This is a genomic window from Rhodococcus sp. TAF43, assembly GCF_052113525.1.
In the GTDB taxonomy this organism is placed as follows: domain Bacteria; phylum Actinomycetota; class Actinomycetes; order Mycobacteriales; family Mycobacteriaceae; genus Prescottella.
This window is the reverse complement of sequence record NZ_JBFRDL010000007.1, coordinates 100096-126759: the sequence shown is the minus strand read 5'-3', so window position 1 is coordinate 126759 and position 26664 is coordinate 100096. Positions and strand designations below refer to the sequence as shown.

Annotated in this window: 26 protein-coding genes; 13 read left to right on the top strand and 13 right to left on the bottom strand. The window is 68.7% G+C overall.

The genetic code is table 11. The annotated features are described in order from the left end of the window. The first annotated feature begins 31 nt into the window (after positions 1-31). Positions 32-1450: a bifunctional phosphatase PAP2/diacylglycerol kinase family protein gene (locus AB4Z09_RS07630; protein ID WP_174914688.1), complete on the top strand. Its 1419-nt coding sequence runs from the start codon at positions 32-34 to the stop codon at positions 1448-1450. Between the two features lie 4 nt (positions 1451-1454). Here AB4Z09_RS07630 and prcA read toward each other — a convergent pair whose 3' ends face one another. From prcA to AB4Z09_RS07605, 5 genes are all read right to left on the bottom strand, one after another. Further along, complete coding sequence (prcA, locus tag AB4Z09_RS07625) at positions 1455-2267, bottom strand: proteasome subunit alpha (protein WP_254622923.1); 813 nt, start codon at positions 2265-2267, stop codon at positions 1455-1457. Next, positions 2264-3100: a proteasome subunit beta gene (prcB, locus tag AB4Z09_RS07620; RefSeq protein WP_114723094.1), complete on the bottom strand. Its 837-nt coding sequence runs from the start codon at positions 3098-3100 to the stop codon at positions 2264-2266. Before prcB ends, prcA begins: the two co-directional genes overlap by 4 nt. Positions 3101-3144: 44 nt before the next feature. Further along, positions 3145-3339, bottom strand: coding sequence for a ubiquitin-like protein Pup (locus tag AB4Z09_RS07615; protein WP_114723093.1), 195 nt, complete (start codon positions 3337-3339; stop codon positions 3145-3147). A 130-nt stretch (positions 3340-3469) separates the two neighbouring features. After that, positions 3470-4969 carry a depupylase/deamidase Dop gene (dop, locus tag AB4Z09_RS07610; RefSeq protein ID WP_114723092.1) on the bottom strand — a complete coding sequence of 500 codons (1500 nt, stop codon included), beginning with the start codon at positions 4967-4969 and terminating at the stop codon, positions 3470-3472. 50 nt (positions 4970-5019) lie between these two features. Beyond that, positions 5020-5403: a nitroreductase family deazaflavin-dependent oxidoreductase gene (locus AB4Z09_RS07605; RefSeq protein ID WP_174910136.1), complete on the bottom strand. Its 384-nt coding sequence runs from the start codon at positions 5401-5403 to the stop codon at positions 5020-5022. A 197-nt stretch (positions 5404-5600) separates the two neighbouring features. On the opposite strand from AB4Z09_RS07605, the gene AB4Z09_RS07600 reads away from it, so the two are divergent. The 4 genes from AB4Z09_RS07600 (at position 5601) to AB4Z09_RS07585 (ending at position 9340) form a co-directional block, all read left to right on the top strand. After that, complete coding sequence (locus AB4Z09_RS07600) at positions 5601-6242, top strand: dihydrofolate reductase family protein (protein ID WP_174910134.1); 642 nt, start codon at positions 5601-5603, stop codon at positions 6240-6242. Positions 6243-6935: 693 nt separating this feature from the next. Then, entirely contained in the window at positions 6936-7601 is a 666-nt protein-coding gene (locus tag AB4Z09_RS07595; protein WP_174910132.1) for a HEAT repeat domain-containing protein, read from the top strand. A 12-nt stretch (positions 7602-7613) separates the two neighbouring features. Further along, on the top strand, positions 7614-8633 hold the full coding sequence (locus AB4Z09_RS07590; RefSeq protein WP_174910130.1) for a MerR family transcriptional regulator: 1020 nt from the start codon (positions 7614-7616) through the stop codon (positions 8631-8633). A 185-nt stretch (positions 8634-8818) separates the two neighbouring features. Then, the gene (locus AB4Z09_RS07585) at positions 8819-9340 is read left to right on the top strand and encodes an NUDIX hydrolase (protein WP_442239461.1); all 522 of its coding nucleotides are present in this window, start codon (positions 8819-8821) and stop codon (positions 9338-9340) included. A 15-nt stretch (positions 9341-9355) separates the two neighbouring features. Here AB4Z09_RS07585 and arc read toward each other — a convergent pair whose 3' ends face one another. Further along, the gene (gene arc, locus AB4Z09_RS07580; RefSeq protein ID WP_442239460.1) at positions 9356-11119 is read right to left on the bottom strand and encodes a proteasome ATPase; all 1764 of its coding nucleotides are present in this window, start codon (positions 11117-11119) and stop codon (positions 9356-9358) included. Positions 11120-11308: 189 nt separating this feature from the next. On the opposite strand from arc, the gene AB4Z09_RS07575 reads away from it, so the two are divergent. Further along, a complete protein-coding gene (locus tag AB4Z09_RS07575) occupies positions 11309-11803 on the top strand; it encodes a nuclear transport factor 2 family protein (RefSeq protein ID WP_114723087.1) in 495 nt (164 codons plus the stop codon). Between the two features lie 77 nt (positions 11804-11880). Here AB4Z09_RS07575 and AB4Z09_RS07570 read toward each other — a convergent pair whose 3' ends face one another. Then, positions 11881-12732 carry a tRNA (adenine-N1)-methyltransferase gene (locus AB4Z09_RS07570; RefSeq protein ID WP_114723086.1) on the bottom strand — a complete coding sequence of 284 codons (852 nt, stop codon included), beginning with the start codon at positions 12730-12732 and terminating at the stop codon, positions 11881-11883. A 153-nt stretch (positions 12733-12885) separates the two neighbouring features. Between AB4Z09_RS07570 and AB4Z09_RS07565 the strand changes: the two genes are divergently transcribed. Together AB4Z09_RS07565 and AB4Z09_RS07560 are read left to right on the top strand one after the other, a co-directional pair. Beyond that, complete coding sequence (locus AB4Z09_RS07565; protein ID WP_442239477.1) at positions 12886-13701, top strand: RecB family exonuclease; 816 nt, start codon at positions 12886-12888, stop codon at positions 13699-13701. Next, positions 13698-14507, top strand: a complete 810-nt coding sequence (locus AB4Z09_RS07560) for a thioesterase family protein (RefSeq protein WP_442239459.1) — start codon at positions 13698-13700, stop codon at positions 14505-14507. The genes AB4Z09_RS07565 and AB4Z09_RS07560 overlap by 4 nt, the downstream gene beginning before the upstream one ends. Positions 14508-14574: 67 nt before the next feature. On the opposite strand, the gene hisG is transcribed toward AB4Z09_RS07560, so the two are convergent. The 6 genes from hisG to metH form a co-directional block, all read right to left on the bottom strand. Further along, positions 14575-15426 carry an ATP phosphoribosyltransferase gene (gene hisG / locus AB4Z09_RS07555; protein ID WP_442239458.1) on the bottom strand — a complete coding sequence of 284 codons (852 nt, stop codon included), beginning with the start codon at positions 15424-15426 and terminating at the stop codon, positions 14575-14577. Between the two features lie 94 nt (positions 15427-15520). Next, the gene (locus AB4Z09_RS07550) at positions 15521-15802 is read right to left on the bottom strand and encodes a phosphoribosyl-ATP diphosphatase (RefSeq protein WP_174910124.1); all 282 of its coding nucleotides are present in this window, start codon (positions 15800-15802) and stop codon (positions 15521-15523) included. Positions 15803-15823: 21 nt separating this feature from the next. Next, entirely contained in the window at positions 15824-16711 is an 888-nt protein-coding gene (locus tag AB4Z09_RS07545; RefSeq protein WP_442239457.1) for a pseudouridine synthase, read from the bottom strand. A 13-nt stretch (positions 16712-16724) separates the two neighbouring features. Beyond that, a complete protein-coding gene (trhO, locus tag AB4Z09_RS07540) occupies positions 16725-17576 on the bottom strand; it encodes an oxygen-dependent tRNA uridine(34) hydroxylase TrhO (protein ID WP_442239456.1) in 852 nt (283 codons plus the stop codon). A gap of 2 nt (positions 17577-17578) precedes the next feature. Then, positions 17579-18277: an HAD family hydrolase gene (locus tag AB4Z09_RS07535; protein WP_174910119.1), complete on the bottom strand. Its 699-nt coding sequence runs from the start codon at positions 18275-18277 to the stop codon at positions 17579-17581. Further along, on the bottom strand, positions 18270-21839 hold the full coding sequence (metH, locus tag AB4Z09_RS07530; protein ID WP_442239455.1) for a methionine synthase: 3570 nt from the start codon (positions 21837-21839) through the stop codon (positions 18270-18272). Before metH ends, AB4Z09_RS07535 begins: the two co-directional genes overlap by 8 nt. Positions 21840-21890: 51 nt before the next feature. Between metH and AB4Z09_RS07525 the strand changes: the two genes are divergently transcribed. The 5 genes from AB4Z09_RS07525 (at position 21891) to AB4Z09_RS07505 (ending at position 26605) form a co-directional block, all read left to right on the top strand. Further along, positions 21891-22799: a PAC2 family protein gene (locus tag AB4Z09_RS07525; protein ID WP_174910115.1), complete on the top strand. Its 909-nt coding sequence runs from the start codon at positions 21891-21893 to the stop codon at positions 22797-22799. After that, the gene (locus tag AB4Z09_RS07520) at positions 22796-23947 is read left to right on the top strand and encodes an MFS transporter (RefSeq protein ID WP_114723076.1); all 1152 of its coding nucleotides are present in this window, start codon (positions 22796-22798) and stop codon (positions 23945-23947) included. Before AB4Z09_RS07525 ends, AB4Z09_RS07520 begins: the two co-directional genes overlap by 4 nt. 482 nt (positions 23948-24429) lie before the next feature. Then, positions 24430-24885, top strand: coding sequence for a DUF1707 SHOCT-like domain-containing protein (locus AB4Z09_RS07515; protein ID WP_442239454.1), 456 nt, complete (start codon positions 24430-24432; stop codon positions 24883-24885). Then, on the top strand, positions 24795-25283 hold the full coding sequence (locus tag AB4Z09_RS07510; protein WP_442239478.1) for a hypothetical protein: 489 nt from the start codon (positions 24795-24797) through the stop codon (positions 25281-25283). Before AB4Z09_RS07515 ends, AB4Z09_RS07510 begins: the two co-directional genes overlap by 91 nt. A gap of 254 nt (positions 25284-25537) precedes the next feature. Continuing rightward, a complete protein-coding gene (locus tag AB4Z09_RS07505) occupies positions 25538-26605 on the top strand; it encodes a hypothetical protein (RefSeq protein WP_442239453.1) in 1068 nt (355 codons plus the stop codon). Positions 26606-26664: the final 59 nt, after the last annotated feature.

Genomic DNA, 26664 nt, shown 5'->3' with positions numbered 1-26664 from the left:
ATGTTTCCCCGAACGTACCGACCGTGTCCTCATGCGCCTGAGCACCGAACTGCCACCGTCGAGACTCGATGGTGGCCTGCGCGCTCTGAGCACCGCAGCCAACCACAGCGTCCTGTGGATCGGCGTCGCCGCCGGGATGGGGCTGGCCGGCGGACGCGCGCGCCGGGCAGCCGTGCGCGGGCTGCTGTCCGTGGCCGGCGCGAGTGCGTTGTCCAATGCCGTGCTCAAACCGATCTTCCCCCGGCGCCGCCCGCCCGAGGGAACGCTCGGGTTCGCGACCCGCCGCGGGCTCCCGGCACCGCGATCGTCGTCGTTCCCGTCGGGGCACTCGGCCTCGGCGGCCGCGTTCGCCACGGGCGTGGCCCTCGAGTTCCCCCTCGCCGGCGTGGCGCTCGCGCCGGTAGCGGCGGCCGTCGCGTACTCCCGGGTCCACACGGGTGTGCACTGGCCGTCCGATGTCGCGGTGGGCCTCGGTGTGGGCGGGGCGGTCGCGCTCGCGACCCGCCGCTGGTGGGCGGTGCGCGACGAGGAGCCGGCGACCCTCGGCCCCGACCGCAGCACCCAGGCACTGCCCGACGGCGAGGGCATGGTGGTGTTCGCCAATCCGGGTTCCGGAACCGAGGACGACGGCGTCCGCGCCGAACTCGAGTCCCTGCTGCCGAGGGCGGTCGTGGTCGAATTCGATGCCGATCGCGACTTCGATCAGCAACTCGACGAGGTGATCTCGACCCGCTCCCCCAAAGCTCTCGGGGTGTACGGCGGCGACGGGACGGTCGTGACCGTGGCCTCCGCCGCCGTCCGACACGACCTGCCGCTGGCGGTGTTCCCCGGGGGAACCCTCAATCACTTCGCCCGAGACGCCGGCGTCGGCGACGTCGCGTCCACCGCGGACGCGATCGCGAAGGGCAGCGCCGAGGTGGTGGACCTGGGCCGTGTACGGGTGGACGGCCGCCAGGAATCGACCTTCGTCAACACCGCAAGCCTCGGCGGGTACCCGGACTCGGTGCGACTCCGGGAGCGTTGGCAGCCTCGGCTCGGCAAGTGGCCGGCCGCCGCGTTCGCGATGGTGCGGGTCCTGGCATCGGCGGAACCGCTGACCGTGACCATCGACGGCGCCGAGCATGCGGTGTGGATGTTGTTCGTCGGCAACGGCCGGTACGCCCCCGCCGATCAGGTACCGATGTCACGCCCGGACATTCACCGCGGCACGCTCGACGTGCGGTACCTGCTGGCCGACCGCCGATTCTCGCGGCTGAGACTCGTCGCGGCAGCGCTGACGGGCACCCTGGGTGCGTCCACCACCTACGTGCAGAAGAACACCGACGCGGTGACCATCGAGATAGACGGTGATCCGGTCGCCCTGGCGACCGACGGCGAGGTGGTCGCCGACGGGCGCCTGTTCCAGTTCCGGAGCGAACCGCACCGCGTGGTGCTCTACCGCAAGCTGTAGCGGTCTAGGCGGTGTCCCCGGTCCCGGGGGCATCGCCTTCCGCGTCCGGCTTCTTCTCGCTCGTCTCGGCGGCCGGGCCGCCGTTGTCGCCCTGCGGGGCGGGCGGCACCGGCAGCAGCGATTCGAGCACGCTGCCGGAGATTCGCCGGAAGGTGCGCCGCGGACGGGACTGGTCGAGCACCGCGACCTCGAGGCTCGACACCCCGAGCGTGCGGCGATCGGAATCCCCGTTGCCCGACGACGTTCCGTCCTGCAGTGCCTTGACCGCGACCGCAACGGCCTCGGCGAGGTCCATTCCCGTGCGGTACGACTCGCGCAGCGCGGTGACGATCGGCTCGGTGGTGCCGCCCATGACGACGAACTGCTGCTCGTCGACGATCGATCCGTCGTAGGTGATCCGGTACAGCTGCGCCTGCGGCGGGGCCTCCTGCGGGCCGACCTCGGCCACGCAGATCTCCACCTCGTACGGCTTGGGCTGCTCGGTGAAAATCGTGCCGAGCGTCTGCGCGTATCCATTGGCGAGCGAACGCCCGGTCACGTCACGCCGGTCGTAGGAGTACCCGCGCATGTCGGCATGCACGATGCCGGCACGCCGCAGATTCTCGAACTCGTTGTACTTGCCGACCGCCGCGAAACCGAGCCGGTCGTACAGCTCACTCACCTTGTGCAGCGCGGTGGACGGATTCTCCGCCACGAACAGGACGCCGTCCGCGAACGTGAGCACGATGACGCTGCGGCCGCGCGCAATTCCCTTGCGCGCCAGCTCCGAGCGATCGCGCATGATCTGCTCGGCGGAGGCGTAGTACGGCAACGTCATCGCGGGGTGCGTCCTTCCTCGGTGCGGTCTGCCACGACGGCGCGAGCCAGTTCGGCGGTGCGCTCGACCGGCACGTTCACTGCGCCGTCGGCAGTGATCGAGACCGCCGTCGGGTAGATCGCCCGGACCAGGTCCGGTCCGCCGGTGGCCGAGTCGTCGTCGGCCGCGTCGTACAGAGCCTCGATGGCCATCCGGAGCGCCGAGTCCTCGTCGGCGCCTTCCCGGTAGAGCTTCTTGAGCGACGACTTCGCGAACAGGGATCCGGATCCGACCGCGTGGTACCCGGCGCGTTCCTCGTACCGCCCGCCCACGACGTCGTACGAGACGATGCGCCCGGCGCGTTCGGTGTCGGAGGCGTCCAGATCGAAGCCCACCAGCAGCGGGACGACCGCCAGGCCTTGCATCGCGGCGCCCAGGTTGCCACGGACCATCGACGACAGGCGGTTGGCCTTGCCGTCGAAGGTCAGCTGGACCCCCTCGATCTTCTCGTAGTGCTCGAGCTCGACGGCGAACAGCCGTACCAGTTCGATCGCGACGCCCGCAGTGCCGGCGATCCCGGCCGCGGAGTAGTCGTCGGTGACGAACACCTTCTCGACGTCGCGGCTCGCGATGAGGTTGCCCATCGTGGCTCGCCGGTCGCCGGCGATCACGACGCCGCCGGCGAACGTCAGCGCGACGATCGTGGTCCCGTGCGGTGCGATGTCCGCACTCTCGCCGTCAGAACCGATGCGGCTCATGTTCGTTCGATTTCCGGGGAGCAGCTCCGGTGCGTGGATGCGCAGGTGCTCGGTGAACGAGGACAGGTTCGAACCGTAGGCGAACCCGGTGTTCATCCCGAGGCCGCCGACAGTCGACGGCACCCCTGCACGATCCGCCCTCACTGGCCGCCCTTCTGGACATAGGCACGCACGAAGTCCTCCGCGTTCTCCTCGAGCACGTCGTCGATCTCGTCGAGCAGATCGTCGGTGTCCTCCGCGAGCTTCTCGCGACGTTCCTGCCCGGCCGCGCCCTCACCGATCGGGGCATCGTCGTCGTCTCCGCCACCAGTGCGCTTGGTCTGCTCCTGGGCCATGGCCACCGACCTCCTCGTTACCGCGGACTCGTCGGAGCACACCTCCGACGGACGTCCTACTCGGACCCTAACCCTACCGATCACCAGTGGCTTCGGGGCTGCAAGCGCGCGGCGCGGCTCGCCGGTGTGATCAGTTCGTAAGCTGATCGACCAGCTCAGCGGCCGAATCCACCGAGTCGAGGAGTTCGCCGACATGCGCGCGGCTGCCCCGCAGCGGCTCCAGGGTCGGAATCCGGACCAACGACTCACCGCCGAGGTCGAAGATCACCGAATCCCAGCTCGCTGCCGCTATATCCGCACCGAACCTGCGCAGGCATTCGCCGCGGAAGAAGGCGCGTGTGTCGGTCGGCGGGTTGTGGACCGCGTCCAGCACCTGCTGCTCGCTGACGAGCCGTTCCATCGAGCCGCGCGCCACCAGCCGGTTGTAGAGCCCCTTTTCCAGCCGGACGTCGGAGTACTGCAGATCGATCATGTGCAGTCGCGGCGCCGACCACGACAGCCCCTCGCGGTTCCGGAATCCCTCGAGGAGGCGGAGTTTCGCGGGCCAGTCGAGCAGGTGTGCACATTCCATCGGGTCACGTTCGAGCAGATCGAGCACCATGGCCCACTTGTCGATGATGTCCGCGACCCGGGGATCGTCGTTGCCCTCGCTGTCCACGAACTTCGCGACGCGATCGAGGTAGATCCGCTGCAGTGCAAGCCCGGTGAGTTCACGACCGTCCGCGAGGGCGACGGTCGCACGCAGGGTCGGGTCGTGGCTGATGTGGTGGACGGCGGTGACCGGGCGCGCGAGCTGCAGATCGGACAGGTCGACGCCGGCCTCGATGAGATCGAGCACAAGCGCGGTGGTACCGACCTTCAGGTACGTCGACATCTCCGCAAGGTTGGCGTCGCCGATGATCACGTGCAGTCGGCGGTATTTGTCGGCGTCGGCGTGCGGCTCGTCGCGCGTGTTGATGATTCCCCGCTTGAGAGTCGTCTCGAGTCCCACTTCGACCTCGATGTAGTCGGCACGCTGAGACAGCTGGAACCCGGCCTCGTCGCCGGACTGCCCGATGCCGACGCGTCCGGAACCGCAGATCACCTGGCGGGAAGCGAAGAACGGGGACAGCCCGGTGATCACGGCGGAGAAGGGCGTCTCGCGGGACATCAGGTAGTTCTCGTGGGTGCCGTACGACGCGCCCTTGCCGTCGACGTTGTTCTTGTACAGCTGCAGGCGCGGGGTCCCCGGAACACTGGACGCGTGCCGTGCGGCCGCCTCCATCACCCGCTCCCCGGCCTTGTCCCAGATCACCGCGTCGATCGGGTCGGTCACCTCGGGCGCCGAGTACTCCGGGTGCGCGTGGTCGACGTACAGCCGCGCCCCGTTGGTGAGGATCATGTTCGCGGCGCCGACCTCGTCCGCGTCGATCACGGGCGCGGGACCGCTGAGCCGGCCCAGGTCGAATCCGCGGGCATCGCGCAGCGGCGACTCCACTTCGTAGTCCCACCGGGTGCGCTTCGCACGGGGCACCCCCGCGGCCGCCGCATAGGCGAGCACCGCCTGGGTGGAGGTCAGAATCGGGTTCGCCGAAGGCTCGGTGGGCGAAGAGATGCCGTACTCGACCTCGATACCGATGATCCGCTGCATGGCACGAGCCTAGAGCGTTCCGCGCCCCCGCACCCCGAGGACCACGTCGCTCACCGTTCCGTGACCCGGCCTTGGAGGTACGAATCGGCACCGATCCTCCGCAGCACCAGAGCGACCGGAGCCGGTGCCCACCGTGCCCCGCGGTCCACCTCGAGACGCGGCTCGTCGAGATGAACGACGCGGCCGCGCACCGTGATGTCGCACTCCCCCGCCGCCAGGACGTTGCGCGCCCAGTCGCTGTCGGTGCCGTACGTCAACGCGAAGCGGTACCCGTTTCCGATCCGAAACGCGTTGACCGGTGTCCGATACGTGCGCCCCGATCGTCTACCACGATGGTGCACCACCGCGAACCCGGGCAGATACCCGGCGACGCGGACCACCACACGATTGAGTCCGACCCGGTTGGCCCGGGCGAGTGAACGTGGAAGGGGCACGATGCCACCACCTCTCGTCCATAGCAGCGTATCGCCGGACCGGTCCGACGCGTGACGCGTTCTCGGATGGACCGCCCGACAACCGGCCTCATCTGATTCAGTGGCCGGAGAGTGTTCGCCAGCGCGTCGGCGATGAGTTTTTCCGGCCTGCGAAGTCTGAACCTCCGCAACCATCATCGAGAGTGCGGGAGATCCGAGTGGAACAACTATTGAGAGTCCAGAACTTCAACGTTTCGAGCGACGGAATCGCCGCCGGTGAGGACCAGAGCCTCGAGTGTCCGTTCGGGCTCGATCCTGGCGAAATGCTCGCCTGGGCAGGCGCCACAGCGAGCTGGCCCATGCGCACCGACCCCGGGGGCAGCCTCGGTCTCGACGACTATTTCACCCGAGACTTTGCACGCAACATCGGTGCCGAAATCATGGGGCGCAACAAATTCAGCCCCCACCGCGGACCCTGGAACGACCATGAGTGGCGCGGCTGGTGGGGCGACGAACCACCGTTCCACACCCCGGTATTCGTCATGACCCACCACGAGCGGCCTTCCTTCACGCTCGCCGACACCACGTTCCACTTCGTCGACGGCGACCCCGCCACGATCCTCGAGCAGGCGCGCCAGGCGGCCGAGGGCAAGGACGTCCGACTCGGCGGCGGAGTCACCACCATTAGGCAGTTTCTCGACGCCGATCTCGTCGACACCATGCACGTGGCGGTCTCACCGGTGAAATTCGGATCCGGACTGCGACTCTGGGAGTCACCCGATGAGCTCCGCGACCGATTCCATCTGGAGATCGTGCCCAGCCCGAGCGGCGTGACCCACCACCTGTTCTGGCGGAAATGATCTGAGTGGCCGCTCCGGGCTCCGGAGCGGGCTCGCTCGATTCAACGTCATCGACCTGCGATGCAACGGAGATGCAACGGTGACCATGGGACCGTCTCTCCAGGTGTTCCCACGCGTCGGGGGTGGGATGACCTTCAGCGAAGCGGTGCCCGAGCCCAGTCGGGGTTGGGCTCGGGCACCACTGCGCCGACTTTATCCACCAGCGCCACGATTCGTGGCGACTGTGCTCTGACTCTCAATCAGGGCCAATCGTGTCGGGGCACACACCTATCCGGATGGAGCCCTCCGACGAGTGCCGACCGGAGCCGACTCCCTGCGCATCGCGCGAAACGCGATGCGCTGCAGTCCGACACGGGCTCGATGTCCGGTCCGGTCAGCCGGCAACCAGGTCCATGCGCAGGAACTCCCCTGATGCGAGAACGACCAGATATCCGCCTTCGACGGGAAACGCATCGAGCGGCGTGGGGTCCGTGGGGGCGCGTCACGAGCCGGACGTTCGTCGAGCTCCATACGATTTCCAGATTGCAGGACTTACGTATGTAAGGCTGATCCGCCACGCCCTCCAGCCGGGCTACAACCATGCGAGCGAGTTCAGCTACGGACCGGACCTGATTCTGGATGCGCTCGAAGCCCGCCGGATGTAGACACTTGACCCTGACACTGTGACAAGGGCTCGAATGGTCGACGAAGGAGGTGGTTGTCGTGAACACAACCAACCATGGTGGGCCGGATGCTCACCTCGTCGAGGCTCTGGCCACAGCCGACCCGTCGAGTCGTCTGCGGGCCGCGTTGTCAGCAGGCACACGCCGCGATCCGCGCCTGACGGAAACCCTCGTCGCCCGGTGTGCCATGGAACCAGACTTCTTCGTTCGCGACATGCTGACCTGGGCGCTGTGCCGTCTACCGGTCGAGAGCACGGCGCCGAGGCTGCTCACGGAGCTCGGGTCCGATACCCCGCAGGCCCGCAGCCAGGCGCTGCACACCCTGTCGAAGATCGGGGATCGACGCGCCTGGCCCGCGGTGTCGGCACTCCTGCACGACGAGCACGACGAGGTCGCGCGCAGTGCGTGGCGGGCGGCCGTGGCGCTCGTGCCGTCCGACGCCGAGGGCGAACTCGCGGCCGATCTGGCGACCGGACTCGGACGGGGCGACCGGGACATGCAGCTCAGCCTGAGCCGTGCGCTTGCGGGACTCGGGGACGCCGCCGCACCGGTCCTGGATGCCGCCATGGCGAGTCCCGATCCGCACGTTCGCGCCCATGCCGCGGCCACCGAGCGGCTCCGTCGCGATCCCGACAGCGGGTTCACGCTCTCGGTCGAGATGGCGAAGCGCGTCGCCGTTGCCGGTTCGGACAGGTGAGGAGGAGTTGGGTTGTTGATCGGTGAGGTCTCGCGGCGTTCCGGGGTCAGCACACGCATGTTGCGCCACTACGACGCACTGGGACTGGTGACGCCGTCGGACCGCACGTCCGGCGGCTACCGCGAGTACTCCGCCGACGACATCCGGCGCCTCTTCCACGTCGAGAGCCTCCGGACCCTCGGACTGACCTTGGACGAGGTCAGACGCGCACTCGACGAACCCGGTTTCGCGCCGGCCGATCTGGTGGGCGACCTGATCCGGCACACGCGCCAACGGATAGCCGCGGAGGAGGAACTGCTCGCGAAACTCGAGCACGTCGACTCCGCGGCCCCGGCGGAGTGGGACGACGTCCTGCGCACCGTCGCCCTGTTGCGCGCGCTCGAATCGGAGTCCGGGGCCCGACGGCAGCAGGCGATCCTGTCGCAGGACGGGAAGGCGACACTGCCCGTCGAGGCGCTGGTCGAGGCGGCCCTGTCGGAGGACGACCCCAATGTCGCCGGAGCCCTGCAGTGGTCGTTGGCGAGGACCGGCGGCCAGGGCTTGGCGGATCTGGCCGCCGGCCTGGATTCGGAGGTCGTCGACGTCCGGCGCCGTGCAATTTCGGCGATCTCGGCAGTGCGCGCCGCGGAGGCGACCGTGCTTCTGCGGCGCGCACTCGACGATTCGGACGCCACGGTCCGCGAGCGTGCGGCCCTCGCTCTCGGCTCCCGGGGCAGCACCGATTCGATGCCGATCCTCCTCGGCATGGTCTTCGGGGGACGCAGCGATGTCGAGGCTGCGGAGGTTCTGGGCTTGCTGGCGGCGGTCTCTCCCATGGCCGACGATGTCGTCGAGGTCATGCAGGACAAGCTCGACAGCGCGTACGACGCGGCCACTCGGCTGCGGATCACGCAGGCGCTGGCGGAGATTCCCGGCTCGGCGGCACGCCGGGCCCTCGACCGATTGGCCCGCGACGCCGACCGGACCATCGCGGCCACCGCGGCAGCGATCGTGCACACGCTGGACCGCAGACGGAGGCACCACCGCTTCTGAACCATCTCTTCACGGACAGGGTTTCGGAACGTGGACGCCTGAGGTCACCGAGTTCCGAGTAGGCCGTGTCGACGTGGCCGCATCGCTCCGCCTTCGATTCGTCGGTCGGGTACACCCGATGACGGTGACGCCTGCAGCCTGATCCGGCGAGCGTGCCGGACGAACTTGGGTGCGACGATGACTCCATGGACGAAGTGGTCTCGGTCTACGACGCGCACGGCACGGTGATCGGTGCCGCGCCACGCACCCGGGTGTACGCCGAGGGGCTCTGGCACGCGAGCGCGGGCGTGCTGCTGCGCTCGCTCGACGGGGAACGCATCTACGTGCACCGACGCTCGCCGGACAAGGCGGTGTTCGCGGGCATGCACGACTGCCTGGCCGGCGGCGTCGTCGACCCCGGCGAGACCCCGGAGGTCACCGCGCGGCGCGAACTCGCCGAGGAACTCGGCGTCACCGGTGTGGATCTGTCACCCGTTTCCCGGATCGCGTGGGACGGAACGTGGGACGGCGCGCCCCTGCACTGCCACCTGTTCGCGTTCGAGGCCCGCTACGACGGCCCGATCCACCACCAGCCCAGCGAGATCACCGACGGCTGGTGGTGGAGCGAGCAGACACTGCGCGAACACCTGCAGGACCCGGAGTGGCCGTTCGTGCCGGACACCCGGGCCCTGCTGGGCGACTACTTCGATCGAACCGCGTCCGCCTAGACGGTCCGAGCGGTCCTAGAGGTACTGACCGGTGTTGGACTCGGTGTCGATGGCGCGGCTGGCACTGGCGTTCTTGCCCGTGACCAGTGTGCGGATGTAGACGATCCGCTCGCCCTTCTTGCCGGAGATCCGGGCCCAGTCGTCGGGATTGGTGGTGTTCGGCAGGTCCTCGTTCTCGGAGAACTCGTCGACGATCGAAYCGAACACGTGCTGCACCCGCAGACCCGGCGACCCCGTCTCGAGCACCGACTTGATCGCGTACTTCTTGGACCGGTCCACAATGTTCTGGATCATGGCGCCGGAGTTGAAGTCCTTGAAGTACAGGACCTCCTTGTCCCCGTTGGCGTACGTGACCTCCAGGAAACGGTTGTCGTCGCTCTCGGCGTACATCCGGTCCACGACCCGCTCGATCATCGCCTTGACGCACGCCGGCCGGTCGCCGTTGAACTCGGCGAGGTCGTCGGCGTGCAGCGGCAGGGTCTCGGTCAGGTACTTCGAGAAGATGTCCTGCGCGGACTCGGCGTCCGGGCGTTCGATCTTGATCTTCACGTCGAGCCGGCCGGGTCGCAGGATCGCGGGGTCGATCATGTCCTCGCGGTTGGATGCACCGATCACGATGACGTTCTCGAGGCCCTCGACGCCGTCGATCTCGCTGAGGAGCTGCGGGACGACGGTGGTCTCGACGTCGGACGACACACCCGATCCGCGGGTCCGGAAGATCGAGTCCATCTCGTCGAAGAACACGATCACCGGGGTGCCCTCGGACGCCTTCTCCCGCGCCCGCTGGAAGATCATCCGGATGTGACGTTCGGTCTCACCGACGAACTTGTTCAGCAGCTCCGGTCCCTTGATGTTGAGGAAGTAGGACTTGGCTTCCTTGCTGTCCTGCCCTCGGGATTCGGCGATCTTCTTCGCGAGGGAGTTCGCGACGGCCTTGGCGATGAGCGTCTTGCCGCAGCCCGGCGGGCCGTACAGCAGGACACCCTTGGGCGGTCGCAGCGCATACTCGTGGAACAGATCCTTGTGCAGGAACGGCAGTTCGACGGCGTCCCGGATCTGCTCGATCTGCCGGCCCAGGCCACCGATGTCGTTGTAGCCGACGTCCGGGACCTCCTCGAGAACGAGATCCTCGACCTCGGCCTTGGGAATGCGCTCGAAGGCGTACCCGGCCTTGGTGTCGACCAGCAGGGAATCGCCCGGCCGCAACCGGCGCAACGGGGAATCCGGATCCTTCACGCCGTCCTCGGCGGCGATCTCGGCGAGCGGCGCAGCGAGCCAGACGACCCGCTCCTCGTCCGCGTGACCCACCACCAGTGCGCGCTCTCCGTCGTCGAGAACCTCACGCAGAGCGCAGATCTCACCGACCCGCTCGAACCTGGTGGCCTCGACGATCGTGAGCGCCTCGTTGAGGCGAACGGTCTGCCCCATGTTCAGCGTCTCGGTGTCGACATTGGGTGAACACGTCAGACGCATCTTGCGCCCCGACGTGAACACGTCGACGGTCTGATCGTCGTGGATACCGAGGAGCACGCCGTATCCACTAGGAGGCTGTCCCAGCCGATCCACCTCTTCACGCAGGGCGATGAGCTGCTGCCGGGCTTCCTTCAGGGTGTCCATCAGTTTGCCGTTGCGGATAGTGAGCGAGTCGACGCGTGACTCCAACTCCCGCAACTGCTCGGGCGACTCCGCGAGTTGCCTACGGAGCGTCGCCGCCTCCGCCCGCAAGGCGTCGAGTTCGCGCACCGCCGCAACCGGGTCCGGATTCTCYGTCGGGTTCATGTGCCGCTCCTCCCAGTCCGATCTATCAACGCTACCGGCACCGGGGGCAAAGCGTGACGCGACACGTGCCCGAGCTTCCTCCCGGACTGCCCGGAATCCCGAGATCCACCCGAACCGACCATGTTAGCCTTACCTTCGTTCCGGCCGGTAACGACCGACCGAGTCCAGAAAACGAAAGGCCCAACCACCGTGATCATCCGCAAATCGCTCGTCGCCGCCGGCGTCCTGGTCGCCGCCCTCGGGATGACGGCGTGCAGCTCCGAAGACTCCTCGGATTCCTCGGACAGCGCCGCTGCCACCAGTTCGGCCACCACGTCGGCCGCCGCGTCGACGACGTCGGCTGCATCCGCCGCGGCCCCGTCCACGGAGGTCCTGCAGGCGCAGCTCACCACGTTCTTCGATCCCAACGCCGCCGCGACCGCGAAGGCCGCGGTGGTCGAGAACGGTGAGCAGCGCGCCGCACTGCTCGAGCAGCTCAATGGTGTTCTCGCCGGTTACCCGCTGACCGCCGAGGTCAAGGAGGTCACCGTCGAGGGCGGCACCGCGACCGCGGTCACCCAGATCGCCGGACCCCACGGCGGGGCGCCGGTGCCCGTGACCTTCACGCAGAAGGACGGCGCGTGGGTGATCTCGGACGCCAGCACCTGCGAGATCCTCGGCATGGGCAAGGTCAGCTGCAGCTGACCTTCCGGCGGGCTCCCCGCATTCGCTGAAGGGACCCTTCGTGCGCTGACAGCGCACGAAGGGTCCCTTCAGTCGGTTCAGCCCTTGCTGGGGCGGCGCTGCGGCTTGGGTGTCACGGTGCCCTCCGCGAGGCGGCGGGCGGTGACGAGGAACGCGGTGTGGCCCTGCATCCGGTGTTCCGGACGCACCGCGAGGCCGACGACGTGCCACCCACGCACCATCGATTCCCACGAACGCGGCTCGGTCCAGCACTCCTGCTCACGCATCGCCTCGACGACCTTCGACAGCTGGGTCGTGGTCGCGACGTAGACGACGAGCACGCCGCCGGGAACCAGCGCCTTCGACACGGCGGGCAGCACATCCCACGGGGCCAGCATGTCCAGCACGACGCGGTCGACCTTGCCGTCGACGTCGGCGTCGTACTGCGCGAGGTCGGCGATGGTCAGGTCCCAGTTCTCGGGCCGTCCGCCGAAGAAGGTCTCCACGTTCCGCACGGCGTGCTCGGCGTGATCCTCGCGGACCTCGTACGAGATGACCTTGCCGGTCGGCCCGACGGCCCGCAGCAGCGAACACGTCAGCGCGCCCGAGCCCGCCCCGGCCTCGAGGACCCGGGCGCCCGGGAACACATCGCCCTCGTGCACGATCTGCGCGGCGTCCTTGGGGTAGATCACCTGCGCGCCGCGCGGCATCGACAGCACGTAGTCCGTGAGCAGGGGCCGCAACGCCAGGTACGGCGTGCCGTTGGTGGACGTGACGACGGTGCCCTCGTCGGAGCCGATGAGGTTGTCGTGCAGGATGCCGCCGCGGTGCGTGTGGAACTCCTTGCCCGGTTCCAGGACCACCGTGTACTTCCGGCCCTTGGCATCGGTGAGTTGGACGCGGTCACCGACCTGAAAAGGTCCGCTACGTCCCAGTCCGCCTGATGCCATCTCGCGCCCACTCCATTCGTTCGTCCGGCCGACACCGTGTCAGACCCAGCGCATAGCCTGCCAGGTGTGAGCATCACCGTTCCGACGCCCCCTGCCCCCGACGGCCGCGCGGTCGCGCAGTCGCCGGATCGAGGGGCGGTTCGCAGACCGGCGCTGTCACCGTCGCGGGCGAGCGACTTCAAGCAGTGCCCGCTGCTGTACCGCTTCCGCGCGGTCGACCGCATCCCCGAGGCACCGTCGAAGGCACAGGTGAGGGGCACCGTGGTGCACGCGGCTCTCGAATCGCTGTTTGCGCTGCCACGCGCCGATCGGGTGCCGGAGCGGGCGCGCGAGCTGGTGGAACCCGCGTGGGAGCGCATCCTCGAGTCGTCGCCCGATCTCGCCGATCTGGTCGGCCCCGCCGAGCGCGGGCAGTTCCTCACGGAGGCACGGCGGCTCGTGTCCGGGTACTACAAGCTCGAGGATCCCACCCGGTTCGATCCCGAGTCGTGTGAGCTCCGGGTGGAGACCGAGCTCGACGACGGTGTCCTGTTGCGCGGGTTCGTCGATCGCATCGACGTCTCACCGACCGGTCTGCTGCGGGTGGTCGACTACAAGACGGGCCGGGCGCCGTGGGAGATGGGCGAGTCCAAGGCGCTGTTCCAGATGAAGTTCTACGCCCTGGTGCTCATGAGGACGCGCGGCATCGTGCCGGCACAGCTGCAGCTGCTGTATCTGGGCGACGGTCAGGCGCTGACGTACCAGCCGGAGGAGGACGAGCTGCGCCGCTTCGAGCGGACCCTGTCGGCGATCTGGAGGGCCATCCTCGACTCCGGGGCCACCGGTGACTTCCGCCCCAATCCGGGGCGATTGTGTGATTGGTGCAACCATAAGACGCGTTGCCCCGCCTTCGGAGGAACACCGCCCCCGTATCCGGGCTGGCCGGTTCCCGCGGAGGAAAGTTCGGAGTTCGAGGAGACAGTCGAGTGAGTGATCAGGCCTACTACATCCCGTTGGGACGCACCGGAGACGGCGCCGAGCTCTTCGGGTCGACGCCGCTGACGGCGAGCACGTGGGCCGACACGATGCAGCACGGCGCGCCGCCTTCGGCGCTGCTCGTGCGGGCACTCGAGCGCTGCGGCGACCGGCCCGACACCCGCCTGACCCGCGTCGTCGTCGAGATCCTGGGACCGATCCCGATCACCGACATCGAGGTCCGCTCGTGGATCGAGCGTCCCGGCAAGCGCGTCGAGCTCGTCGTCGCGGAACTGTGGGCGGCGGGACCGGACGGGACGGCCCGCGCCGTCGCACGCGGCACCGGCTGGCGCATGGAGACGGTGGCCACCACCGCCGTCGTACACACCGCGGACGCTCCCCTGCGTCCGGTGTCGGAGGCGCACGAGGTCGAGCTGGGTGGCCCGTTCTGGGGCACCGGATTCGTCAAGAGCCTGGAGTGGCGCTGGCTCGCCGAGATCGGCTGCGAGGGACCCGGCCAGATGTGGGCGCGCCCGATTCCCGTTCTGGTCGAGGGCGAGTCGCTCACCCCGATCCAGCGGCTGTTCACGATCGCCGACGTCTCCAACGGTGCCGGTGCCAAGATCGACCCCGCGGAGTGGACGTTCCTCAACACCGACCTGACGGTGCACCTGTTCCGCATCCCCGAGGGTGAGTGGATCGGGCTGTCGTCGGAGACGTCGTACGGGCCCGACGGTGTCGGCATGTGCGCCGGCGTCATCCACGACGAGACCGGCGCGGTCGGCCGCATCAACCAGACCCTGCAGATCCGCGCCCGTTAGACCCGGCAACGCCGACGGCGGTGGCTCCCGGTAACGGGGGCCACCGCCGTCGGCGTTCGGAGCAGCGTCAGAAGGCGCGGCAGGACCGGATGTCGGACGCCAGGATCGCCTTCGCGCCGAGGTCGGCCAGCTCGTCCATGACCGCATTGTGGACCTTGCGGGAGACCATCGCACGCACCGCCACCCAGTTCTCGTCGGCGAGCGGCGAGAGGGTGGGCGACTCGAGACCGGGAGTGACCTTGACCGCCTGCTCGAGCACGGCCTTGGGGCAGTCGTAGTCGAGCATCAGGTACTGCTGGGCGAACACGACGCCCTGCACGCGCGCGATCAGCTGGTTGCGGGCCTTGTCGTTGCCGTCGGAGCCCTGACGTTCGATCAGGACACCCTCGGAGTCGCACAGCGACTCACCGAACGCGACCAGGTTGTGCTGGCGCAGGGTGCGGCCGGAGCCGACGACGTCGGCGATCGCGTCGGCGACACCGAGCTGGATCGAGATCTCCACGGCGCCGTCGAGGCGGATGACGGTGGCGTCGAGGCCGCGGGCGGCGAGGTCGGAGCGCACCAGGTTCGGATACGACGTCGCGATCCGCAGTCCGGCGAGATCCTCGACGGCCCAGTCCTTTCCGGCCGGGGCGGCATAGCGGAAGCTGGAGCGGCCGAAGCCGAGCGCGAGCCGCTCGTGGACGGGTGCGCCCGAATCGAGCGCGAGGTCGCGGCCGGTGATCCCGAGATCGAGTTCACCGGATCCGACGTAGATCGCGATGTCCTTGGGGCGCAGGAAGAAGAACTCGACGTTGTTGGTGGGATCGAGGACCGTCAGGTCACGCGAATCGGTACGGCGACGGTATCCGGCCTCGGCCAGAATCTGGCTGGCGGATTCCGAGAGCGATCCCTTGTTGGGCACTGCTACGCGCAGCATGTGTGGTGGTCCTTCCGAGAGGATGGGTGCAGGGAGACGAGGCCGAATTCAGAGATGACGACGGCGAGCCGTCACAGATGACGACGGCGAGCCGTCACAGATGTCGGTACACGTCTTCGAGCTTCAGACCCTTGCCCACCATCAGGACCTGGACCCAGTAGAGAAGCTGGGAGATTTCTTCGGCGAGGGCTTCGTCGCTCTCGTGTTCGGCGGCGATCCAGACCTCGCCGGCCTCCTCGAGCACCTTCTTGCCCTGCGCATGGACACCAGCGTCCAGCGCAGCAACGGTGCCGGATCCCTCAGGGCGGGAGGCGGCGCGCTCGGTCAGCTCGGCGAACAGGGATTCGAAGGTCTTCACGGGTATCGATTGTCTCACGTGACATCGAACGCCCCGCACTCAGTACTCCAGCGTGCGCCGGCTCTCGAAACGTCTGGGCTCCCCGGTCAGCGGATCGTCGAACTCGAGGCTGCGCGCCAGCAACCGCAGCGGGTCGGTGAAGTCGTTCGGGTCGCGGCGCCGGAACTCGGGATAGAAGTTGTCGCCGACGATCGGAGCGCCCAGCGAATTCAGGTGCAGGCGCAGTTGGTGGGTGCGGCCGGTGCGCGGCCGCAGCCGGTAGCGCGCGAGGTCGCCGCGACGCTCGACCAACTCGATCAGTGTCTCGGAGTTGGGCTCCCCCGGCTCCTCGGACGCGGTGAGTTCGCCGTGCACCTTGCGGATTCGGCTGCGCACGGTGCGTGGGAACTCCCCGTCGGCGAGGGCGGGGGCGATGGCCTCGTACGTCTTGCGCACCCGCTGCTTCTCGAACATCTCCTGGTAGGGCCGGCGCAGCGCCGGATCGGCGGTGCACAGCAGGACACCCGCCGTCATCCGGTCCAGCCGGTGCACCGGCACCAGGTCGGGCAGCCCCAGGTCCCGGCGCAGCCGCACCACGACGGTCTCCCGGATGTGCGCGCCGCGCGGGATGGTCGCGAGGAAGTGCGGCTTGTCGACGACGACCAGCCCGGCGTCGCGGTGCAGCACGTCCACCGCGAATGGCACCGGGACCTCGGGCGCCGGCTCACGATAGAAGTACACGAACCGCGTCGGCTGGTACGGGGTCGTGTGGTCGACGACCCGTCCGTGCTCGTCCACCACCTCGCCCGCGCCGAGGCGGGTGTGCCAGTCCTCCCCGGGATGATGCCCGAGCAGGTAGTCGACGACCGTCACCGACGGCTGCCCGGCCGGCATGCGGATCCGGTCGGGTCCGAGACCGTCCCGGACAGGCAGCGGCGCGCGTGCCATCGTCAGCGACGTCTCACGCGTCGGGAACGCACGTCTCGCACACGAGCGTCAGCTGACGACCGTTGACGTCCGGGTGGTTGCGGTACCGCGACGTGGGTGCGTCGCAGACCGTGCACTTCCCGAGTGTCACAGCGCGATCGGTGAAGTCGAGGTTCATCCGCTTGTCGAAGACGTACAGCGATCCGTCCCACAGGCCCTCGTCGCCGTAGGCCTCGCCGTAGCGGACGATCCCGCCGTCGAGTTGGTAGACCTCCTCGAAGCCCCGGTTGCGCATCAGCGCCGACAGGACCTCGCAGCGCACGCCGCCCGTGCAGTATGTGACGACCGGCTTGGACTTGAGGTGGTCGTAACGCCCGCTGTCGAGTTCGGCGACGAAGTCGCGGGTGGTAGCGACGTCGGGAACCACCGCGTTGCGGAACCGCCCGATCTCCGCCTCGAACGCGTTGCGGCCGTCGAAGAAGACGACGTCGTCGCCGCGACTGCCGACCAACTCGYGCAGCTCGTTCGGCGACAGATGGGTACCGCCGCCCACGACACCGTCGGCGTCGACCTTCAGTTCGTCGGGCGCCCCGAAGGTGACGATCTCGGGTCGGACCTTCACCGACAGCCGCGGGAAGTCGTCACCGGTGCCGTCGGACCACTTGATGTCGGCGCCGGAGAAAGGCGCATACGACCGGGTGCCGCGCACGTACCGCTTGACGTCGGCGATGTCGCCGCCGACGGTGGCGTTGATCCCGTGCTCCGAGATGAGGATCCGGCCCGTGAGGTTGTTCGACGCGGCGAGCGTGTGCTGCCACAACCGAATCGCCTCCGGGTCGGCGAGCGGCGTGAACCGGTAGAACAGAACGATCTTCGGCGTCGCCACGGCTACCCGATCTCCTGCCGGTGCAGCGCGTGCAGGTCCGACTCGGTGAGCCCCTCGAGGGTGGTCCGGAAGATGCGCCGGGGCGATTCCGGGACCGTCGTGAGCGACGGGATCACCAGGACGGTGCAGCCGGCCGCGTCGGCGGCGGCGGCACCGGTGGGCGAATCCTCCACCGCGAGGCAGTCGGCGGGCTCGACACCCAGCAGCTCGGCCGCTCGCAGGTACGGCGCGGGGTCCGGCTTGCCGGCCGGCACCTCGTCGCCGCACACCGAGTGGTCGAAGTGCCCGCGGCCGAGGGTGTCGAGCGCGAACTCGCACAGTTCCCGGTCGGTGTTGGTGACCAGCGCCGACCGCAGCCCAGCCGACCGGACGGTGCGCAGCGCCTGCTGCGCACCGGGACGCCACGGCAGACCGGCAGCGAACAACTCGCCCATCCGGCTGTACAGCCATGCCTTGGCGTCGGCGAGCGCCTCCGGGTGCGGGTCGAGGTCGAGCGACGCGAACACCGTGGTGAGCGCGTTCAGGCTGGACGCCCCGATGGTCGCGAGCCGGGTCTCCTCCGACATCGGGCCACCGAGGTGCAGCGACAACTCCTTGACCCCGATGTCCCACAGGTTCTCGGATTCGAGCAGTGTGCCGTCCATGTCCCACAGGACCGCCCGCAGGGTCCCGACCGATGCCGATCCTGACCGATCAAACATTGAAGTACTTGGCCTCCGGGTGGTGCAGCACGAACGCGTCGGTGGACTGCTCGGGATGCAGCTGGACCTCCTCGGACAGCTCGACGCCGATGCGCTCCGGCTCGAGCATCGCCACGAGCTTGCGGCGGTCCTCGAGGTCGGGGCAGGCGCCGTAGCCGAACGAGTAACGCGCGCCGCGGTATTCGAGCTTGAAGAAGTCCTCGACGTTCGACGGGTCCTGCTCGGCGATGTTGTGTCCGCCCGGCAGGATCAGCTCCTCGCGGACCCGGCGGTGCCAGTACTCGGCGAGCGCCTCGGTGAGCTGGACGCCGATGCCGTGCACCTCGAGGTAGTCGCGGTAGGCGTTGGCCGCGAACAACTCGTTCGCGAAGTCCGCGATGGGCTGGCCCATCGTCACCAGGTTCATCGGCAGCACGTCGACCTGCCCGTCCTTACGCGCGTCCTCACGCGAGCGCACGAAGTCGGCGATGCACAGGAACCGGTCACGCTGCTGACGCGGGAACGTGAACCGGAAGCGTTCGGGTGCATCGGGGTCGGGCGACTCGAGCACGACCACGTCGTCGCCCTCGGAGACCGCCGGGAAGTACCCGTACACGACCGCGGCATGCGCGAGAACGCCCTCGGCGGTGAGCCGGTCCAGCCAGTAGCGAAGGCGCGGACGCCCCTCGGTCTCGACCAACTCCTCGTAGGTCGGTCCGTCGCCGGCGCGCTGCCCGCGCAGACCCCACTGGCCGAGGAACAGTGCGCGCTCGTCGAGCAGTCCCGAGTACTCGGACAGCGAGATGCCCTTGACGATCCGGGTGCCCCAGAACGGCGGTACGGGGACCACGATGTCGTCGGCGACGTCGGAACGCTCCGGCACCTCCACCGGAGTCTCGGACGCCTTGCGCTTCTCCGCGATCCGCTTGGAACGCTCGTGGCGCTCCTTGCGCTCGGCCGCTTTCGCCTTGGCCGCCAACGCCTCCGGGCTGTCCGGGGCCGGGCCCTCGCCGCGCTTGACGGCCATGATCGTGTCCATCAGGTGCAGGCCCTCGAACGCGTCACGCGCGTACGACACCTCACCCTCGTACACCTCCGACAGGTCGTTCTCGACGTACGAGCGCGTCAGCGCCGCACCGCCCAGGAGCACCGGGAACTGCTCGGCGACGCCCCTGGTGTTGAGTTCCTCGAGGTTCTCCTTCATCACGACCGTCGACTTCACCAGCAGACCGGACATGCCGATGACGTCGGCGCGCTTGTCGAGGGCGACGTCGAGGATGGTCGCGATCGGCTGCTTGATGCCGATGTTGACGACCTCGTATCCGTTGTTGGACAGGATGATGTCGACGAGGTTCTTGCCGATGTCGTGGACGTCGCCCTTGACGGTGGCGAGCACGATCCGCCCCTTGCCGTCGTCGCCGGTGGACTCCATGTGCGGCTCGAGGTACGCGACGGCCGCCTTCATGACCTCGGCGGACTGCAGCACGAACGGCAGCTGCATCTGACCGGAGCCGAACAGCTCGCCGACGGTCTTCATACCCGAGAGCAGGGTCTCGTTGATGATCTCGAGCGGCGGACGCTCGATCATCGCGGTGTCGAGGTCGGCCTCGAGGCCGTTGCGCTCACCGTCGACGATCCGACGCTCCAGGCGCTCGAACAGCGGCAGGGCCGCGAGTTCCTCGGCCCGCGACGCACGCGCCGACGCGGCCGAGACCCCCTCGAACAGCTCCATCAGCTTCTGCAGCGGGTCGTATCCCTCGCGGCGACGGTCGTAGACCAGGTCCAGTGCGGTCTCGCGCTGCTCCTCCGGGATCCGCGCCATCGGCAGGATCTTGGAGGCGTGCACGATCGCGGTGTCGAGGCCGGCCTCGGTGCACTCGTGCAGGAACACCGAGTTGAGCACCTGGCGCGCGGCCGGATTGAGGCCGAACGAGATGTTGGAGATGCCGAGCGTGAAGTGGACGTCGGGGTGCCGCCGCTTGATCTCGCGGATCGCCTCGATGGTCTCGATGCCGTCGCGGCGCACCTCCTCCTGACCGGTGGAGATCGGGAACGTCAGCGCGTCGATGATGATGTCCGACTCCGCCAGACCCCACGTCGTGGTGATGTCCTCGATGAGACGCTCGGCGATGCGGACCTTGTGCTCGGCGGTGCGAGCCTGACCCTCCTCGTCGATCGTCAGCGCGACGACGGCCGCGCCGTGCTCCTTGACGAGCCTCATGATCCGCTGGTAGCGCGAGTTCGGACCGTCGCCGTCCTCGTAGTTGACCGAGTTCACGGCACACCGGCCGCCGAGGTGTTCGAGTCCGGCCTGCAGGACGTTCGGCTCGGTGGAGTCCAGCATGATCGGCAGCGTCGACGCCGTCGCCAACCGGCTCGCGAGAGCGGACATGTCGGCGGCGCCGTCACGGCCCACGTAGTCGACGTTGAGGTCGAGCATGTGCGCGCCGTCGCGCGTCTGGTCCTTCGCGATGTCGAGGCACTTCTGGTAATCCTCGGCGATCATCGCCTCACGGAATGCCTTGGAGCCGTTGGAGTTGGTGCGCTCGCCGATCATCAGGATCGACGCATCCTGGTCGAACGGGACGGCCGCGTACAGCGACGACGTACCGTCCTCCGGCTGCGGACTGCGCTGTGCCTTCTCCACCAGACGGACCGCGTCGGCGACCTGACGGATGTGCTCGGGCGTCGTGCCGCAGCAGCCGCCGACGAACGACAGCCCGAACTCGCTGACGAACCCGGACAGCGCGACGGCCAGTTCCTCTGCCGTGAGCGGGTACTCGGCGCCGTTGGGGCCGAGCTGCGGCAGACCCGCGTTCGGCATCACCGACACCGGCAGCGTCGAGTGCCGCGACAGGTGGCGCAGATGCTCGCTCATCTCGGCGGGGCCCGTCGCGCAGTTCAGACCGATCATGTCGATCCCGAGCGGCTCGAGCGCGGTCAGGGCCGCGCCGATCTCGCTGCCCAGCAGCATGGTGCCGGTGGTCTCGACGGTGACGTGGGTGATGATCGGGAGGCGGCGGCCGAGCTTCTCCATCGCATGTTGGCTGCCGATGATCGCGGCCTTCACCTGGAGCAGGTCTTGGCAGGTCTCGATCAGGATTGCGTCCGCGCCACCCTCGATCATGCCGAGCGCCGATTCGGCGTACGCGTCGCGCAGCACCGCGAACGGCGCGTGACCGAGGGTGGGCAGCTTGGTGCCCGGCCCCATCGAGCCGAGCACGAATCGGCCCATGCCGTCGCGGCCGGGCCCCATCTCGTCGGCCACTTCACGGGCGATGCGGGTGCCCCGCTCGGAGAGATCGCGGATGCGGTGGGAGATGTCGTAATCGGCGAGGTTCGGCAGATTGCAGCCGAAGGTGTTGGTTTCGACCGCGTCGGCGCCGGCTTCGAAGTACGCGCGATGGATGTCGCGCAGCACGTCGGGGCGAGTCTCGTTCAGAATCTCGTTGCAGCCCTCGAGGCCGAGGAAGTCGTCGAGAGTCAGATCCGCGGCCTGCAACATCGTGCCCATGGCGCCGTCGCCGATGACAACGCGCTGTTTCAGCGCATCAAGCAGGGCAGAGTGGAATGGTGCAGACATGCCGTCCAGAGTAGTGGGCGGCTCGACGGTGGCTGGTCGTAGGCTGGGTAGGTGAGTTCACCCGAGTTCCCCGACACCACCGAATCGGACGATACCGACGCGGACGTGCCGACCCTGCGCGATCCCGTGTTGATCGCCGCGTTCGAAGGCTGGAACGACGCAGGCGACGCCGCGAGCGGCGCCGTCGAGCATCTCGAGCTCACCTGGGACGCCAAGCCGCTCGCCGAACTCGACTCCGAGGACTACTACGACTACCAGGTGAACCGGCCTATCATCCGGCAGGTCGACGGGGTCACCCGCGAGATCGTGTGGCCCACCACACAGTTGTCACTGTGCTCCCCTCCGGGCAGCGATCGGGACGTGCTGCTGCTGCGCGGCATCGAGCCGAACATGCGCTGGCGCAGCTTCTGCGACGAGTTGCTCGAGTTCGTCGACGAACTCGGCGTGCACACCGTCGTGATCCTGGGTGCGCTGCTCGCCGACACCCCGCACAGCAGGCCGGTTCCGGTGACGGGCACCGCACACAGCGTGGAGGCCGCCGAGCACTTCAACCTGGAGCAGACCCGGTACGAGGGACCGACCGGCATCGCTGGGGTCCTACAGGACGCGTGCGTCAAGGCCGGAGTCCCGGCCGTGTCCTTCTGGGCCGCGGTCCCCCACTACGTGTCCCAGCCGCCCAACCCGAAGGCCACCATCGCGCTGTTGCAACGTGTCGAGGACGTCCTCGACATCGAGGTCCCGCTCGGCGATCTGCCGAACCAGGCGGAGGACTGGGAGGAGTCCATCTCCGAGATGACCCGCGACGACGAGGAGATCGCCGAGTACGTGCGCACCCTCGAGGAGCGCGGCGACGCGGAGACCAACATCTCCGACGCGATCTCGAAGATCGACGGCGACGCGCTGGCCGCGGAGTTCGAGAAGTACCTGCGCCGTCGCGGCCCCGGCCGCTTCGGGGCGTGACCGGGGAGACCGCCCAGGGATTTCGCACGCGGCTTCAGCTATCCGCGCTGTACGCCGGCGGATTCCTGGGCCCGTTCGGCGGTGGCGTCGTCACGTCGATGCTCCCGGAGATCGGCGACGACCTCGGCGTGGATGCGTCGGCCGCCGCGACGTCGTTGACGGCGTATCTGCTGCCGTTCGCTCTGGTCATGCTGGTTTCGGGCACCCTCGGCTCGCGTTGGGGCCGGATGCGCACCGTCCGCATCGCGTACGGGGTCTATCTCGCGGCATCGGTCGCGTGCTTCGCCGCACCCACGTTGGAGTTGTTCCTCGGCGCCCGCGTCCTGCAGGGCTGCGCCAACGCCTTCACCACGCCCCTGCTGCTGGCGACCCTGGCCGCGATGACACCGCAGAACAGACTCGGCCGCGCCCTCGGCGCATTCGGGGCACTCCAGGCCGCCGGGCAGACGAGCGCACCGCTGATCGGTGGTCTCGCCGCGGAAGCGAACTGGCGCCTGGCCTTCCTCGCGATCGCGGTCGTCGCCGGACTGCTCGGCGCGCTCGGCCTGCCCGACGCCGCCCGGAACATCCCGGCCGACACCGGCGCCCGCCTGCGCGATGCACTGCGCCCGGAGGTACTGCGCGTCGGCGTCGTCGCGCTCCTCGGGTGGGGAGCGCTCGGCGGTCTGGGGTTCCTCCTGGCATTCCGGGCCGAGGACGTATTCGGCATGAGCCCGGCCGTCCGGGGCCTGCTGCTGACCGGGTTCGGTGTCGCCGGGATCCTGACGGCCCGTCCCGTCGGATTGCTGATCGACCGCATCGGGGCCCGCCGGACCGTCGTCGTCGGCGCCCTCGCCGGCGCCGCATTGGTCGCGACTGCCGGCACCGTCGGCCTGGCGGCCGTCGCCGCCGTCGCGTGGTTCTTCGCAGGCATCGCATCGCAGTTCCTGCTGGTCGGCGTCAACGCCGCCGTCCTCGGTTCCCAGGGCGGGAACCGCGGCGGTGCGGTTTCGGTGGTGCAGTCGCTGCGGTTCTCGGGTGCCGCCCTCGCGCCGCTCGCGCTCACTCCCCTGTACGCGGTCCACCCGAGCGCGAGTTTCCTGCTCCCGGCACTCCTGCTGGCCGTCCTGCCGCCCCTGTTGATGCCGCGGACGCCGAGGAGCGACTGACCCCGTCCACCCGCGCTCCCCGTCGTTGATGGCGTGCTCCCAAGTCGGCGTCGATCGCGAAGGACGCGCACACGGGTACGGGTTCCGAAATCCCCACGATTCCGTCCTTCACCGACTTCTACGCCCGGGGCCCGCACTGGGCGCGGCCCCACACACCGGTGGCCGCCGTCCGCCAACCAAACAGCCTTTCCTCACCGAAACCATCTCCGCAGCTGCGTCTTTCGTAAACGAAACGCGGCGGTTCGAGTGCTAGCGCCGTCCCACGGCCGGGCCGCCCCCTTCGCTCGGCGCGTCCCGGCCGTCGTGACATTCGGGACCACTCCCCTGGGCTGCTGGACCGCGCCTCCTGTTTCGTGACGGATCTCAGCCGAATGCGAACCGCTGAGAGGACCACGCCCGCACCAATGTTCGAGTGCGGCGAAGGATCGTTCGACGACGTTGCAGGGGCGCCGCACCGTCCCAGCACCCAGTAGAGCCTGGGCGTGCCCGACGCGAGATCTGCCAAGACCCGAGCGCGGGACATCGACCGCGCGCAGACCTGCAGCTTGCTCGACGCCGCATACGCCGACGGTCAGCTCAGTGCCGAGGAGCACGAGTCCCGCACCGCGACGGCGATGCACGCGACGACTCTCGGCGCCCTGAGCGCGCTGACCAAGGACCTGCAAATCCCCGATCATCTCCTCGATGCCGCGACCGCATCCGAGGACCCGGCCGGCCACCCTCACCGCCGTCGCCGCGGCCTTGTTGTCGCTGTGACAGCCGTTGTCGCGATGATCGTGGCTGCCCTCGCCCGCGTGTTGTTCGGTGGGGGGGCACTGACGCCATGGGCGCCGACACCGCATCTCCCGTGTCGAGCAGATCCGACCCGAACGTGGCCGAGCCGATCGACACGCTCACCGCCGACGGCATGCGCGAGTTCCTGCGCCGGTTCGAGCTGAAGTTCGGTGACCTGACCGCCGACGATGTCGATCTGTACAGCAAAGACGCTGTGGTCGCGAGGATGACCCCCCGACAGCCGACCAGCTTGCAGAGGTGGATGTTCACCGGCACCGCCGGGTTCGAGCCGTGGACCCCGCCCTCGATCCGGGATCAGGACCAGGAGACGGTCGATCTCGCTCAGCTCGACGTCGACCGCATCGGCGATCTCATCGAAAACGCCACCAGTCTCGTCCGCCTGCCCAGCGGCCACATCGATCGCGTCGCGATCCGCGCCGACCACTCCCGGCCGGGCGTCACCGAGCCTCGCGTCACGGTGTACGTCGTGGACACCGACGTCGCCAAAGGGAACGTGACAGCGACACTCGGCGGCGAGGTCGTCGACGTCCAGACCGCCTGACAGCCGGGATCGCGCGGCGGGACGTTCCCAGGGATCTCGGTCCCTGGCAGACGATCCGGCAGCGCGACCGCCTACGGCGTGGCAGGCCGCAGTGGCCGCTCGGGCGTGATCCTCCAGCGGACCGGCACGACCGAGCCCGTGCACTTTCGGATTTTCCCTCGATTCCGTCCCGCACCGATCTCTGTCGCGACACGCGCCCCCGATTCCGCTTTTCTTCCGGTTCCGTTGTGCACAGAGTGACTACTGTTGCGGATGTGACCCTGACGGACGTTGCACCGAACCCGCGGCCCGAACGCAGCATCGACATCTATCGGCGCGCCCTGTCCTGGTTGGAGGCGCAACTCCCCCACGGGTGGACGGTGTCGGCGGACCGCCCCCGCTCCCCCGCCGCACCGAATCGACTGCTGATCACGGCACCGGACGGTGAATCCGTGTCCTACGCGATCACCGCATCCAAGGGCGTCCTGAGTGGTGATGTCGCCCGGATCGCGGCCGAACTCTCCGACAGCGACCGCGGATTCGTCTGCGCGCACTACCTCTCCGAACCGGTGCGCCGCCAGCTGGACGGCCACGGTCTGTCGTACGCGGACGCCACCGGGAACCTGAACCTGGTCGCGGACCGGCCGGCGATCTGGGTCCGTAACCGCGGCGCCGACGCCGATCCGTGGCGCGGGCCCGGCCGTCCGTCCGGGGTCCTCACCGGCGAGCCGTCCGAGCGGGTGGTTCGGGCGCTCGCCGATCACGTCGGCGAGATCTCGGTGCCCGAACTGATCAAGCTCTCCGGAGCGTCGACGGGGGCGGCCTACCGGGTGGTCGAGGTCCTCTTCGAACGGGAACTGCTCACCCGTCTGCCCCGAGGCCCCATCACCGACGTTCGCTGGCCGCACATGCTCCGCGCGTGGGCCGCCGACCGCAAACCCTGCGCCACCCGAAGTTTCGCCGCCCCGAACGGGCTCGACGAACTACGCGCGCGGCTCGCGTCGGGCAACGGCGACCCGGCCTATGCGGTGACCGGGATCGGCGCCACCGACTATGCGTCGGCATCGGTGCTCGAGCTCTACGCCGACGACGTCGACGCCTTCGCGGCCGCGCTGGACCTGCGCCCGATCACTGGCGGGGCCGACGTCGTGGTCGCGACGCCGTGGTCGGCAGCGGTTTTCGACCGGATACAGTATCGCGACGGGCTGCGCTGCGTCGCGCCGAGCCACGCGTACGCCGACCTGGTGGCGGGCCCGTTCCGTCATCCCGACGCCGCGGAGTACCAGCTGACCGCGCTCACCGCGGACGAATCCTGGCGCCGGCCCGTGGGGCGCGGCCGGTGACCGGGGCGGTGTGTTCGCTCGCGACCCGAACGACGCCCTAGGCTGTCACGGTGAGCGAT

What these genes read in the sequence shown, in the direction of transcription:
- prcB (WP_114723094.1), bottom strand. Translation starts at nt 3,100, where the DNA reads ATGAACACCGGGTTCGCCTACGGTTCGAACCTGTCCTCGTTCACCGAG.
- dop (WP_114723092.1), bottom strand. Translation starts at nt 4,969, where the DNA reads ATGCAGCGGATCATCGGTATCGAGGTCGAGTACGGCATCTCTTCGCCC.
- AB4Z09_RS07630 (WP_174914688.1), top strand. Translation starts at nt 32, where the DNA reads ATGCGCCTGAGCACCGAACTGCCACCGTCGAGACTCGATGGTGGCCTG.
- metH (WP_442239455.1), bottom strand. Translation starts at nt 21,839, where the DNA reads ATGTCTGCACCATTCCACTCTGCCCTGCTTGATGCGCTGAAACAGCGC.
- AB4Z09_RS07545 (WP_442239457.1), bottom strand. Translation starts at nt 16,711, where the DNA reads ATGGCACGCGCGCCGCTGCCTGTCCGGGACGGTCTCGGACCCGACCGG.
- AB4Z09_RS07535 (WP_174910119.1), bottom strand. Translation starts at nt 18,277, where the DNA reads ATGTTTGATCGGTCAGGATCGGCATCGGTCGGGACCCTGCGGGCGGTC.
- AB4Z09_RS07615 (WP_114723093.1), bottom strand. Translation starts at nt 3,339, where the DNA reads ATGGCCCAGGAGCAGACCAAGCGCACTGGTGGCGGAGACGACGACGAT.
- prcA (WP_254622923.1), bottom strand. Translation starts at nt 2,267, where the DNA reads ATGACGTTGCCGTACTACGCCTCCGCCGAGCAGATCATGCGCGATCGC.
- hisG (WP_442239458.1), bottom strand. Translation starts at nt 15,426, where the DNA reads ATGCTGCGCGTAGCAGTGCCCAACAAGGGATCGCTCTCGGAATCCGCC.
- AB4Z09_RS07585 (WP_442239461.1), top strand. Translation starts at nt 8,819, where the DNA reads ATGGACGAAGTGGTCTCGGTCTACGACGCGCACGGCACGGTGATCGGT.
- AB4Z09_RS07570 (WP_114723086.1), bottom strand. Translation starts at nt 12,732, where the DNA reads ATGGCATCAGGCGGACTGGGACGTAGCGGACCTTTTCAGGTCGGTGAC.